14 protein-coding genes are annotated in these 12,762 nt (G+C 68.9%); 8 read left to right on the forward strand and 6 right to left on the reverse strand.

The annotated features are described in order from the left end of the window. Complete coding sequence (locus RF646_RS08440; protein WP_368835716.1) at nucleotides 1-888, forward strand: bifunctional methylenetetrahydrofolate dehydrogenase/methenyltetrahydrofolate cyclohydrolase; 888 nt, start codon at nucleotides 1-3, stop codon at nucleotides 886-888. 156 nt (nucleotides 889-1,044) lie between these two features. Here the strand turns inward: RF646_RS08440 and RF646_RS08445 are convergent, their stop codons facing one another. Both RF646_RS08445 and RF646_RS08450 read right to left on the reverse strand, forming a co-directional pair. Continuing rightward, entirely contained in the window at nucleotides 1,045-1,227 is a 183-nt protein-coding gene (locus tag RF646_RS08445; protein WP_206069147.1) for a hypothetical protein, read from the reverse strand. Then, the gene (locus tag RF646_RS08450) at nucleotides 1,200-1,586 is read right to left on the reverse strand and encodes an MFS transporter (protein ID WP_368835717.1); all 387 of its coding nucleotides are present in this window, start codon (nucleotides 1,584-1,586) and stop codon (nucleotides 1,200-1,202) included. Before RF646_RS08450 ends, RF646_RS08445 begins: the two co-directional genes overlap by 28 nt. A gap of 227 nt (nucleotides 1,587-1,813) precedes the next feature. Between RF646_RS08450 and RF646_RS08455 the strand changes: the two genes are divergently transcribed. From RF646_RS08455 to RF646_RS08475, 5 genes are all read left to right on the forward strand, one after another. After that, nucleotides 1,814-2,347, forward strand: coding sequence for a hypothetical protein (locus tag RF646_RS08455; RefSeq protein ID WP_064847185.1), 534 nt, complete (start codon nucleotides 1,814-1,816; stop codon nucleotides 2,345-2,347). 35 nt (nucleotides 2,348-2,382) lie between these two features. Further along, a complete protein-coding gene (locus RF646_RS08460) occupies nucleotides 2,383-3,222 on the forward strand; it encodes an exodeoxyribonuclease III (RefSeq protein WP_064847184.1) in 840 nt (279 codons plus the stop codon). A 58-nt stretch (nucleotides 3,223-3,280) separates the two neighbouring features. After that, nucleotides 3,281-4,339 (forward strand): tryptophan--tRNA ligase, encoded by a 1,059-nt coding sequence (gene trpS, locus RF646_RS08465; RefSeq protein WP_144931209.1) that lies wholly within the window; start codon nucleotides 3,281-3,283, stop codon nucleotides 4,337-4,339. Between the two features lie 86 nt (nucleotides 4,340-4,425). Next, the gene (locus RF646_RS08470) at nucleotides 4,426-4,998 is read left to right on the forward strand and encodes a 2'-5' RNA ligase family protein (RefSeq protein ID WP_240918937.1); all 573 of its coding nucleotides are present in this window, start codon (nucleotides 4,426-4,428) and stop codon (nucleotides 4,996-4,998) included. Next, nucleotides 4,985-6,178 carry a YihY/virulence factor BrkB family protein gene (locus tag RF646_RS08475; protein ID WP_144931211.1) on the forward strand — a complete coding sequence of 398 codons (1,194 nt, stop codon included), beginning with the start codon at nucleotides 4,985-4,987 and terminating at the stop codon, nucleotides 6,176-6,178. Before RF646_RS08470 ends, RF646_RS08475 begins: the two co-directional genes overlap by 14 nt. Nucleotides 6,179-6,246: 68 nt before the next feature. On the opposite strand, the gene RF646_RS08480 is transcribed toward RF646_RS08475, so the two are convergent. The 4 genes from RF646_RS08480 to sdhC form a co-directional block, all read right to left on the reverse strand. Beyond that, nucleotides 6,247-7,029 carry a succinate dehydrogenase iron-sulfur subunit gene (locus RF646_RS08480; protein ID WP_064847181.1) on the reverse strand — a complete coding sequence of 261 codons (783 nt, stop codon included), beginning with the start codon at nucleotides 7,027-7,029 and terminating at the stop codon, nucleotides 6,247-6,249. Next, entirely contained in the window at nucleotides 7,029-8,780 is a 1,752-nt protein-coding gene (gene sdhA, locus RF646_RS08485; RefSeq protein WP_064847180.1) for a succinate dehydrogenase flavoprotein subunit, read from the reverse strand. The genes RF646_RS08480 and sdhA overlap by 1 nt, the downstream gene beginning before the upstream one ends. Nucleotides 8,781-8,886: 106 nt before the next feature. Continuing rightward, complete coding sequence (locus RF646_RS08490; protein WP_368835718.1) at nucleotides 8,887-9,372, reverse strand: succinate dehydrogenase hydrophobic membrane anchor subunit; 486 nt, start codon at nucleotides 9,370-9,372, stop codon at nucleotides 8,887-8,889. Between the two features lie 4 nt (nucleotides 9,373-9,376). Continuing rightward, entirely contained in the window at nucleotides 9,377-9,754 is a 378-nt protein-coding gene (gene sdhC / locus RF646_RS08495; protein WP_082943437.1) for a succinate dehydrogenase, cytochrome b556 subunit, read from the reverse strand. Between the two features lie 540 nt (nucleotides 9,755-10,294). Between sdhC and RF646_RS08500 the strand changes: the two genes are divergently transcribed. Continuing rightward, entirely contained in the window at nucleotides 10,295-11,410 is a 1,116-nt protein-coding gene (locus tag RF646_RS08500; protein WP_085107023.1) for a mannose-1-phosphate guanylyltransferase, read from the forward strand. Between the two features lie 58 nt (nucleotides 11,411-11,468). Continuing rightward, entirely contained in the window at nucleotides 11,469-12,728 is a 1,260-nt protein-coding gene (locus RF646_RS08505) for an amidohydrolase (protein WP_052160783.1), read from the forward strand. Nucleotides 12,729-12,762: the final 34 nt, after the last annotated feature.

Here is a 12,762-nt window from a genome sequence, read left to right on the forward strand (position 1 = left end):
ATGACGGCCCAGGTCCTCGACGGCAAGGCGACCGCGGCCCGGATCAAGGAAGAACTGACCGAGCGCGTGGCCGCACTGCGCGAGCGGGACGTGGTGCCCGGTCTCGGGACCGTGATCGTGGGCGACGATCCCGCCTCGCACTCGTACGTGGCGGGCAAGCACCGCGACTGCGAGCAGGTGGGGATCGCCTCGATCCGTAAGGAACTGCCCGCGGACGCGTCCCAGGAGGAGCTCGAGCGCGTCATCGACGAGCTCAACGACGATCCCCGGTGCACGGGGTACATCGTGCAGTTGCCCCTGCCGCCGCACATGGACACCAACGCCGTGCTCGAGCGCATCGATCCCGCCAAGGACGCCGACGGGTTGCACCCCACGAACCTGGGGCGGCTGGTGCTCAACGTCAACGAGCCCATCACGTCCCCGCTGCCGTGCACGCCGCACGGGATCGTGGAGCTGCTCATGCGTCACGGGGTGGACCTCGCGGGGCGCCACGTGCTGGTGATCGGCCGCGGTGTGACCGTGGGTCGGCCCATCGGTCTGTTGCTGACCCGCCGGGAGATCAACGCGACCGTGACCCTGGCCCACACGGGCACCCGCAACCTGCCCGAGCTGCTCGCGCAAGCGGACGTCGTGGTGGCCGCGGCGGGGCGCCCGCACATGATCGGGGCGGACCAGATCAAGCAGGGTGCCGTCCTGCTCGACGTGGGTGTCTCCCGGGTCGAGGACACGGAGACGGGCAAGAAGAAGCTCACGGGGGACATCGACCCGGCCGCCGCCGAGCGCGCCTCGTGGCTGTCGCCCAACCCCGGGGGCGTGGGTCCCATGACCCGGGCCATGTTGCTCGTCAACGTGGTGGAGTCCTGCGAACGGGCCGTCGAGTCGGCCTGATCCCGTAGCCTTCCGGTCACGACGCCGCGCGGCCGTCTCGTTCGTTCGAGCCGGCCGCGCGGCGTCGTCGTCCCCGGGGTCTGTGCGGCACGCGGGCGGCCGTAAAACCCGGGAGTCCTCGGTCCGAACACGTGCCGGGAACGAGGTGCGCGGGGCTCAGCCCCGGGATGGCTCCTCGGGGGTGCGTCGGCGCATGTCCGCGATCCCGATCCCCATGGCGATCAGCACGATCACAGTGATCACCGCGAAGCTCGCCGTGAACGCGGCATCCCAGTCGGCGCGGGCGAGCACACCGAAGGTCACCGCCGTGATCAGGGCGGTGCCGATCGCGGTGCCCAACCGAACAGCCCGAACGCCTTGGCGCGCTCCCGACCCTGGAAGTACTCCTGGATCATGCCCACCGCCTGGGGGTTGAGCATCCCGGATCCGAGGCCCTGGATCACCCGGCCGATGTTGAGCACCGTGGTGTTGGGCGCGAGACCGCACAACAGCGAGGCCCCCGCGAAGACCGCGATCCCCGCGATGAACAGCTTCCGGCGGCCGAACACGTCCCCCGCGCGGCCGCTGGCCACGAGCAGCACCCCGAACGCGAGCGCGTACCCGGTGAGCACCCACTGGAGTGCCGAGGAACTCGCCCCCAGCTCCTGCTGGATGGAACTCAGGGCCACGTTCACGATCGAGACGCTGATGAGGGACATGAACAGGGGAACGAGCAGGACCCACAGGATGCGGCGTCGTTCGGCGGGGTCCAGGGCGGGGGAGTCGTCCCCGGGGGAGCGCGGAGAGTCCCGGAAGATGTGCTCACCCTCTCTTGATACCCCCTCGGGGCCCGGTTGTGCCGAGGGGCTCGGGCGACGCCGGTGGGTCGGGTCCCCGGGGACCCGCCCGATTCGGTGCGCCCCGCGCGGTTTGAGACAATGGGTTCATGCAGTCGATCGGATCAGCACACACCCGCGCCACCGACTCCCCGGACGCTCCCCGCACCGGACGCACCGCCCTGTGGGGGACGGTGATCGGGCTGGCCGTCCTGGCCGTGATCTTCGCGGTGGCCCTGATCCAGGCCGCCAACTCCAACTCCCTGCTCGGCTGGATCCTCGCGGGGATCGCCCTGGGCTGGCTCATGCTCGCGGTGTGGGCGCTGAGCATGGTGCGCAAGGCCGCGGCGTACGGCCGTGAGCAGGTGCGCCAGGCACAGGAGCAGTTCCAGGCCCAGCACGGCCGCGCTCCCGCCGCCTCGGCGTCCGCCGGTGCGGGTCAGTCCCTGCGGGACGAGAAGCTCGCCCACGGCATGCAGGTGATCCTGGTGCAGTCCAAGGTCGTGAAGGAACAGCTCTCCGGCGCCGAGCCCGATCCTGAGCAGATCCAGCGGGCCCTGGAGACCATCGACATGACCGCGGCCAACGGGCTGCGCAGCCTCAAGGACTCCTCGAAGCCCGTGAGCGGTACGGTGGTGGACTGAGAACCACCCCGTAACGAGCGAGGAGACACAGGCACATGGCGGATTCCCAGCAGACGGTGCGCATTGCCACGGTGAACGTGAACGGCATCCGAGCGGCGTACCGGCGCGGGATGGCGGACTGGCTCGCCCCGCGCGGCGTCGACCTGTTGTGCCTGCAGGAGGTGCGCGCGCCGGACAAGATCACGCGCGAGCTGCTCGACGAGGACGTGTGGGACGTGCGGCACACCGAGGCCGCCGCCAAGGGCCGCGCGGGCGTCGCGATCGCTACGCGCCGCGACGCGTTCGACGGCGCCCTGCTCCCCACCGAGTCCCGCGTGGGCATCGGGGACGAGTACTTCGACGACTCCGGGCGCTGGATCGAGAACGACGTCCGCCTGCCGGACGGCACCACACTGACCCTGGTCTCCGCGTACGTCCACTCCGGCGAGGTGGACACACCCCGCCAGGACGACAAATACCGCTTCCTGGACGCGATGCTCACCCGCATGCCGCAACTGGCCGAGCGCGGCGATCATGCCCTCGTGGTGGGTGACCTCAACGTGGGCCACACCGAGCGGGACATCAAGAACTGGAAGGGCAACGTCAAGAACGCGGGCTTCCTGCCGCAGGAACGGGCGTACTTCGACAAGTTCTTCGGGGACGTGGGCTACGTGGACGTGGCCCGCAGCCTCGCCGGGGACGTCCCCGGGCCCTACACGTGGTGGTCCTACCGCGGCAAGGCGTTCGACACGGACGCCGGGTGGCGCATCGACTACCACATGGCCACCCCCGGGCTCGCCGCGGCCGCCCGGAGTGCCGTCGTGGACCGGGCCGCCGCGTACGACACGCGCTTCTCCGACCACGCCCCGCTCGTGGTGGACTACCGCCTCTCGTGAGGTCCCGCGCGCCGTCGGACGACGACGCCGCTGCCCGCACCGCACCTCCCCGCCTCCCATGACCGAGAACCGAAAGAAGATGTCGACCGTGACCGAACAGAACACCGCCCCGAACCCCACACCCCGCGTGGTGTCGGGCGTGCAGCCCTCCGCGGACTCCCTGCACCTGGGCAACTACGTGGGAGCGCTGCGCAACTGGGTGGACATGCAGGACGACAACGAGTGCGTGTTCTTCGTGGCGGACCTGCACTCGATCACCGCGGGCCAGAACCCGGCCACGATGTCCGAGCGCACCCGGGTCACGGCCGCGCAGTACATCGCCGCGGGCATCGACCCCGAGCGCTCCACGCTGCTCATCCAGTCCCAGGTGCCGGAGCACACGCAGTTGTCATGGGTGCTCAACTGCATCACCGGTTACGGGGAGGCCGCGCGGATGACCCAGTTCAAGGACAAGTCCCTCAAGCAGGGGGCGGAGAACACCACGGTGGGGTTGTTCACCTACCCCGTGCTGATGGCCGCGGATATCCTGGTGTACCAGGCGAACCAGGTCCCGGTGGGGGAGGATCAGCGCCAGCACCTCGAGCTGACCCGCAACCTCGCGCAGCGGTTCAACTCCCGGTTCGGTGAGACGTTCGTGGTCCCGGACGCCAAGATTCTCGAGAACTCCGCGAAGGTCTACGACCTCGCGAACCCCACGGCCAAGATGTCCAAGTCCGCGCCGTCGGATGCCGGGCTCATCCGCCTGCTGGATCCCGCGAAATCCAACGCCAAGAAGATCAAGTCCGCCGTGACGGACGACGGCACCGAAGTGCGCTTCGACCGCCAGGCCAAGCCGGGGATCTCCAACCTGCTGACCATCTACTCGTCCCTCACGGGCACCCCGGTGGACACCCTCGTGGCCGAGTACGAGGGCAAGATGTACGGCCACCTCAAGGTGGACCTGGCCGAGGTGGTCACCCAGACCCTGGACCCCATCCAGAAGCGCGCCCAGGAACTGCTCGACGATCCCGCCGAGCTGGACCGGCTGCTGGCCCGGGGCGCGCACAAGGCCCGGGAGATCGCGGCCCGCACGGTCACGGACGTCTACGAGCGGATGGGCTTCCTCCTCGGCGCGTGAGTCGCCGGGCGGGGCCCCGTGCGGCACGCCGTGTGGCGCCAGACGCCGTGGGATAGTCTGGACGGGGCCGACCTGAGGAGGATCGTGTGAGCGAGGGACATCCTTCCCCCACCGTGCGCCCGGGCCGGGTGTACGCGGGTGTGGTCATCCGGCTGCCCGAACCCATGGGCCAGGAGTTGCAGGACTGGCGTTCGTCCTTCGGGGACGCGCAAGCGGGCTCGGTCCCCGCGCACATCACACTCATGATCGCCGAGCGCGGGGAGGACTGGGCGGACCTCGTGTCCCACATCCGGGAGGTTGCCGACCGCTGGCAACCGTTCCACGTGGAGATCCGCGGCACGGGGACGTTCCGACCCGTGACCCCGGTGGTCTACCTGCGCATCGAGGGCGGTCACGACCAATGCGTGCAGTTGCACTGCGATCTGAGCGAGCACCACCTGGAGTCCGCGTCCCCCTTCGACTTCCACCCCCACGTGACGCTGGCCCACGGCACCACGGAGGAGGGGCTGGACCGCGCCCAGCACGTGCTGCGCACGTACCACGCGTCCTTCCTGGTGGACCACATCGACCTCTACGAGGGGGACGAACACGGTGCGTGGCACGTGCGGGACCGCATCCCCTTCGGCGGGGCCGGCACGGACGACCGTGACGCACACTGACCCGCCCCCGGTGGTCCCCGCCCTCACGGACCGCACTGGACTGCACGCGGAACACCGGCGCCTGCGCGAAGTACGCCGACAGCTCGCCGCCGAGGGGGCACCCCTGGGCAGGCGGGCCGGCGCCCTGGGTGCGTGGTTCTTCGCGCGGTTCATGTCGGTGTTCCCCGTGCGCGTGGTGGCGCACTACATGTTCCACGGCGGGCCGCTCATGTCCGCCGGGCTCGCGTACCAATTGCTCTTCGCGTCCTCGTCCCTGCTGGTGATCTGCTTCGCAGCACTCGCCACGTTCCTGGGAACCGACTCGCCGCTGCAGCAGACGCTCGTGGCGGGTCTGGTGCAGAACATCCCCGGACTCCTGGACGTGGGGGACGGTAACGGGGGAGTCATCCCGCTGAGCCTGCTCGAGAACACGGGGCCCTTCACCGTGGCCTCCACCGTGGCGCTCGCGGTGTTGTTGTTCACCGCGTGGCGCTGGGTGGCCGGTATCCGGCTGGCCACGCGGCGGATGTTCGAACTGCCGCCCGCCCCCGGGGTGCCCGTGGCGGCCGTACCGCGCGATCTCGCGTGGCTCGTGGTGATCGGGATCCTGCTGCTCGCCTCCGCGACCGTGAGCGTCTTCGCGTCCGGCGCCGTGGACGGGGTGCTGGGGTGGCTCGGTCAGCTCGGTCTCACGCGCCTGCAGCCGTGGTTGGACGGCGGGGCCAAGTCCGCGGTCACGCTCGGCGTGGGTCTGCTCGTGGACATCCTGATGAGCCTGGCCCTGGTGAGCGGGGTCGCCCAGCTCAAACTGCATCGCAAGGCCCTGCTGGCCACCATCGTCACGGGTGCCCTGGGCTCGCAGGTGCTGCGCTACGGCGGCAGCGAAATCATCGCCCGCAGCGCGGACAACCCCTATCTGCTCTCGTTCGCGGTGCTCGTGGGTGTACTGCTGTGGTTCAACCTCTACGGGCAGGTTCTGTTGCTCGCGGCCGCCGTGGGCGCGCTCGTGCAGGCGGACATCCGAGGGGCCCGCGCCCAGCCGGAGCGCGAGGACCGGGCCGTCACGGTCGTGGCGGCGACCTCCCTGCCCGATGCCGCTCGGGGCCTCGGACACGCAACTCCCGTCCGCTTCGACAGGCCGGCGGCGGGCAGCAGCCCCGCGGTAGGTAGTGGCCCCGCGGCGTCGTCGTCGGAGAGCTGAAAGCCCGGGAAAGACCGCGGCCCCGGGATCCACGAGGGATCCCGGGGCCGCGGTCGTGCGACGAGGGGTCACAAGGCGGAGGCGAAGACCGCCTTCTTGACCTCGGCGATGGCCTTGGTCACCTGGATGCCGCGGGGGCACGCCTCGGTGCAGTTGAAGGTGGTGCGGCAGCGCCACACGCCTTCCTTATCGTTGAGGATCTCCAGGCGCATGTCACCGGCCTGGTCACGCGAGTCGAAGATGAACCGGTGCGCGTTGACGATCGCGGCCGGGCCGAAGTACTGCCCGTCCGTCCAGAACACCGGGCACGAGGACGTGCACGCGGCGCAGAGGATGCACTTGGTGGTGTCGTCGAAGCGCGCGCGGTCCTCCTGGGACTGGAAGCGTTCTCCGGTAGGGGTGTGGTCCTCGTTCACCAGGAACGGCATGATCTCGCGGTAGGACTGGAAGAACGGTTCCATGTCCACGATCAGGTCCTTCTCGCACGGGAGGCCCTTGATGGGCTCCACGAGGATGGGCTTGGACAGGTCCAGGTCTTTGAGAAGGGTCTTGCACGCGAGCCGGTTGCGGCCGTTGATGCGCATGGCGTCCGAACCGCATACGCCGTGCGCGCACGAGCGGCGGAAGGACAGGGAACCGTCCAGCTCCCACTTGACCTTGTGCAGGGCGTCCAGCACGCGGTCGGTGCCGTACATGGTCAGGTTCCATTCGTCCCAGTGCGCCTCGGAGCTGAACTCGGGATCATAGCGGCGGACCTTGAGCACCACGTCGTACGTGGGGATCGACTCCTCGCCCTTGTCGCCGGGCTTCTGGGCGTCCTGGGTCTGGTTCTCGGTGGCTGCAGTGGACATCAGTACTTACGCTCCATCGGCTCGTAGCGGGTCATGATCACCGGCTTGGTCTCCTGCCGGATTCCCGCGGTGGGGGACGACGGGTCCTCGTACACCATGGAGTGGACCATGAAGTTCTCATCGTCTCGGTTCGGGAAGTCCTCGCGGAAGTGACCACCGCGGGACTCCTCGCGGTGAAGGGCGGCCACGGACATCACCTTGGCCAGCTGCAGCAGGAAACCCAGCTCCACGGCCTCCAGCAGGTCCAGGTTGAACCGCTTGCCCTGGTCCTGGATGGAGATGTGGGAGTAGCGCTCCTCCAGAGCGGCGATGTCGTCCAGGGCTGTCTGGATGGTCTCGGCCGTGCGGAACACCTGCATGTTGGCGTCCATGGTGTCCTGCAGGTCCTTGCGGATGGCCGCGACCTTCTCGTCACCGTGCGGGCTGCGCGCGTTGTTGAGCAGCGCCTCGGTGCGCTCGGTGGCGTTGTCGGGGATCGGCAGGAACTCGGCGTCCCGCGCGTATTCCGCGGCGTAGATTCCGGAGCGCTTGCCGAACACGTTGATATCGAGCAGCGAGTTGGTGCCCAGACGGTTGGAGCCGTGCACGGACACGCACGCGACCTCACCAGCGGCGTAGAGACCGGGAACCGTGTTCTCGGAGTCCTGGAAGACCTCGCCCTTGATGTCGGTGGGGATGCCACCCATGCAGTAGTGCGCGGTGGGGAACACGGGCACCGGCTCAGTGTAGGGCTCCACACCCAGGTAGGTGCGGGCGAACTCGGTGATGTCCGGGAGCTTGGCGTCGATGTGCGCCGGCTCCAGGTGGGTCAGGTCCAGCAGGACGTAGTCCTTGTTGGGGCCGCAACCGCGGCCCTCACGGACCTCGTTGGCCATGGAACGGGCCACGATGTCACGGGGGGCCAGGTCTTTGATGGTGGGGGCGTAGCGCTCCATGAAACGCTCACCCTCGGAGTTACGCAGGATGCCACCCTCACCACGGGCGGCCTCCGAGACCAGGATGCCCAGGCCCGCCAGGCCCGTGGGGTGGAACTGCACGAACTCCATGTCCTCGAGGGGCAGGCCGTTGCGGAACGCGATCGCCATGCCGTCGCCCGTGAGGGTGTGGGCATTGGACGTGGTCTTGAAGACCTTGCCCGCGCCACCGGAGGCGAAGATCACGGACTTGCACTGGAACACGTGCAGCTCGCCGGTCGCGAGATCGTAGGAGACCACACCGGCGGGGCGGCGGCCCTCCGGGGTGTCCACCATGATCAGGTCCAGGACGTAGTACTCGTTGTAGAACTCCACGTTGTGCTTGATGCACGTCTGGTAGAGGGTCTGCAGGATCATGTGACCGGTACGGTCCGCGGCATAGCACGCGCGGCGGACGGGGTTCTTACCGTGGTCGCGGGTGTGCCCACCGAAGCGACGCTGGTCGATCTTGCCCTCGGGGGTGCGGTTGAAGGGCAGTCCCATGTGCTCCAGGTCCAGCACCGCGTCGATGGCTTCCTTGGCCATGACCTCCGCGGCGTCCTGGTCCACCAGGTAGTCGCCACCCTTGACGGTGTCGAACGTGTGCCACTCCCAGTTGTCCTCCTCGACGTTGGCGAGGGCGGCGCACATGCCGCCCTGGGCCGCACCGGTGTGGGAGCGCGTGGGGTAGAGCTTGGTCAGTACGGCAGTGCGGGCGCGCTGGCCGGATTCAATGGCGGCACGCATGCCGGCGCCGCCGGCGCCGACGATTACCACATCGTACTTGTGAACCTGCATACCAGATGTTCTTTCTATGTGGGTGAGTGGGAGAAGTATCGGGTCCCGGCCGCTCGGGCCGGGACGACGCACGACGGCGGAGCCGGGGGCTCTGCCGTGGCCGCGATCACGCTCCGGGGCAGAAGGACGCCAGCAGCGCGGGGTCCGCACCGGCGGGGCACGGCTCGAAGGTGAAGATCACCATGGTGCCCAGCAGGATCACGAAGCCCGAGGCCACGAAGAGCAGCACCTTGAGCCAGAAGCGGGTGGTGTTGCGATCGGCGTAGTCGTCGATGATGGTGCGGATACCGTTGGTGCCGTGGAGCATGGCCAGCCACAGCATGACCAGGTCCCAGACCTGCCAGAACGGGTTGGCCCACTTGCCGCCCACGAATCCGAAGTCGATCGCGTGCACGCCGTCCCCCACCATGAGGTTGACGTAGAGGTGACCGAACACGAGCACGAGCAGCACCATGCCCGACATGCGCATGAACAGCCACGCGATCATCTCGAAGCTGCTGCGGGACGAACCGGCGCGGTTGTACTTCACGCCGTCCACCTGAAGGTCCCGGCTGCGGGGGACGCTGATCTTGGTCTTAAGAGGAGTGCTCACGGAATTAACCCCCGAAAACGACTGAGAGGTGACGGATGAGGAACGGGATCATCACGATGACCCAGAGGGCGATGACGCCCCAGAGCAGACCCTTCTGGTTCTTGGTCCCACCCTTCCAGAAGTCGATCAGGATGATGCGCAGGCCGTTGAAGGCGTGGTAGACGATCGCGGCCACGAGGCCGGCCTCGCCGAGACCCATCACGGGGTTCTTGTAGGTCGCCATCACTGCGTTATACGCCTCGGGGGATACACGCACGAGAGCGGTGTCGAGGACGTGGACCAGCAAGAAGAAGAAGATGGCCACGCCGGTAATACGGTGGGCGACCCAAGACCACATGCCGTACTGGCCGCGGTAAAGGGTGCCCCTGGTTGAGTTCGCCACGGAATGTCCTCCCTGTGTCGCTCGTCGTCGTGCGCACCGAAGAATGGTCGAAGAAGAAGGCAGCGTTCTCGCGCGAGTGCACGGCGATGGCGGAGCCCTGGCTGGCTCTGTCATGGATGATGCGGTAGTTCTCGTCAAAGATACCAGCCCCCCGCACATTTCCTGACAACGTGTCTGCAAGTGTGCCCCCCGGAATAGCGCGGAATTAGCGCATTGTTCTGTGTCTGAATCGGCTCCGGCCGCGCGCCGTCCGAACGCCCCGCGAGCGGCCGTCAAGCGGCCCCCAAGCGGCCCGTGATACGCGCCCGAGCGGCCCCACGACCCCCGTGCGTAAGGTCCGCCGGCGACGTCTCACGGGGCCTTCGCGGGACTCTCTCGCCCGGGCGCGGGGTCGGGTCCGCGAAGGCTCACGGGAAGTCCCCGTGGGCCGGCCGGCCGCGTCGTGGGTGGGCACACCCGGCCCGTGTGCGGCCCGTACCCCGGGATGTCACGGGTGACGCATCCAGGGCCGCCGGGGGAGGGGGCCGTACACTGACCGTCGTGACTTCGCCATTGCAACGTTTCCATCCGTTCATCCCCGCGGGCGGGGTGGGTTCACGGCTGTGGCCGCTGTCCCGTGCGGATGCCCCCAAGTTCCTGCTGGACCTCACGGGCTCCGGCTCGTCCCTGCTGCGGGCCACCTTTGACCGGCTCGCGGGTCTGTCCGCCGGTCCGGTCATGGTCGTGACCGGGCGCTCCCACGCCGGGGCGGTGCAGGAACAGCTGCCCGAGCTCACGGCGGACGACCTCGTGCTCGAGCCGTCCCCCAAGGACTCCGCGGCGGCGATCGGCCTCGCGTGCACGCTCATCGAGCGCCGCGACCCCACCGCGATCATCGGTTCGTTCGCGGCGGACCACGTGGTGGAGCCCGCCTCGGCGTTCCAGGAGGTCGTCAAGGAAGCGGTGCGCGCGGCGGACACCGGACGCATCGTCACGATCGGGATCACGCCGTCGTCGCCCGCCACGGGCTTCGGCTACATCAAGGCGGGGCAGTCCCTGGGACTCGATCAGGCACCCCACGCGCTCGCCGTGGAGCAGTTCGTGGAGAAGCCGGACGAGGAGACCGCGCGCGCTTACGTGGCCAGCGGGAAGTACACGTGGAACGCGGGCATGTTCGTGGCGCCCGTGGGTCTCATGCTCTCCTACCTGCGCCGCAGCGAACCCGAGCTCGCGCGGGGCCTGGACCGAATCGCGGACGCGTGGGAGACCCCCGAGCGGGACGCCGTCGTGGACAAGGTGTGGCCCACCCTGACCAAGACCGCGATCGACTACGCCGTGGCCGAACCCGCCGCCGCGGCCGGGGACGTGGCCATGGTCCCCGGGGACTTCACGTGGGAGGACGTGGGGGACTTCGCGGCGATCAACCGGCTCAACAAGGTGGACCCGCGCACGGACGCGCCAGTGTCCATCCTGGGCCAGAACAACCGTGTGCTCACGGACGAGTCCTCCGGGATCGTCGTGTCCGACACGGGGCGGTTGATCGCGCTGATCGGCGTGGCGGACATCGTGGTCGTGGACACCCCGGATGCCCTGCTGGTCACCACGGCCGAGCACGCGCAACGGGTCAAGAACGCGGTGGACTCCCTCAAGCGCAACGGCGACACGGACGTCCTGTGAGCCCCGCCGCCGCCCGCGCTGAATCACCGCGCGGGGTCCCGGCGGTACTGTGACACACATGTTGGATCTACCTCTGCCGTCCGCCGACGACATCGGACTGCCCCCGGCCATCGGCCCCCTGCTCTCGCACTACCTCCCGGACCTCGTGCGCTTCCGCCGGGACATCCACAAGCACCCGGAACTGTCCTACGAGGAGTACCGCACCACGGACCGGATCGTGCACGCCCTCGAGGCCGCCGGGTTGCACCCCGTGCGCTTCGAACGCACCGGGTGCTACGTGGACGTGGGTCGCGGGCCCGTGATGGTGGGCCTGCGCGCGGACATCGACGCCCTGCCCATCCTCGAGGACACTGGCCTGGACTACGCGTCCGTCAACGAGGGCGTGATGCATGCGTGCGGTCACGACATCCACACCACGGTCATGCTCGGGGTGGCCCGCGTGCTCGCCGACGTGCACCGTTCGTCCCCGTTCGCGGGCACCGTGCGCGTGGTCTTCCAGCCGGCCGAGGAGAAACTGCCCGGCGGCGCCCTGACCATCATCAAGGAGGACGTGCTGGCCGGCGTGCCGCGGATGTTCGCCCTGCACTGCGAACCCAAGGTGGACGTGGGCCAGGTAGGCACGCGCATCGGGGCGATCACCTCGGCGTCGGACACCATCCGGATCGAGCTGTCCGGACGCGGCGGGCACACGTCCCGCCCGCACCTGACCGAGGACCTGGTCTACGCGATGAGCCAGATCGCGATCAACGTGCCCGCGGTGCTCTCCCGGCGCGTGGACGTGCGCTCCGGGGTGGCCGTGGTGTGGGGTCAGATCCACGCAGGTGTGGCACCCAACGCGATCCCCATGTCCGGTTTCATGTCCGGGACCATGCGCTGCCTGGACGCGGACGCGTGGTCGCGCGCCGGGGACATGCTGGACGAGGTCGTGGAGCAGGTGGCCGCACCGTACGGCGTGAACGTGGACCTCGAGCACATCCGGGGTGTGCCGCCGGTGGTCAACGGCGAGACCGAGACCACCCTGCTGGAGATCGCCGCGCGAGCGGAGCTGGGGGAGGAGAGCATCCTGCTGGTGGAGCAGTCCATGGGCGGGGAGGACTTCGCGTGGTTCCTGCAGCACGTCCCCGGCGCCATGATGCGCCTGGGGACCCGGGCTCCCGGCGGCCGAACCTACGACCTGCACCAGTCCGACTACGCCCCTCAGGAGGAGGCGATCGGCTGCGGCGTGCAGGTCATGGCCTCCACGGCGTTGCGCGCCATCCGCTTGCGCGTGCGCGAGCTCGCGGACGCGACGACGACGCCGGACGCCCCGCAGTCCTGACACGCCCGCGGTGAGCGTACTGCTGGGTACTTCC

The sequence above is a fragment of the Kocuria sp. CPCC 205261 genome, assembly GCF_040981025.1.
In the GTDB taxonomy this organism is placed as follows: domain Bacteria; phylum Actinomycetota; class Actinomycetes; order Actinomycetales; family Micrococcaceae; genus Kocuria; species Kocuria marina.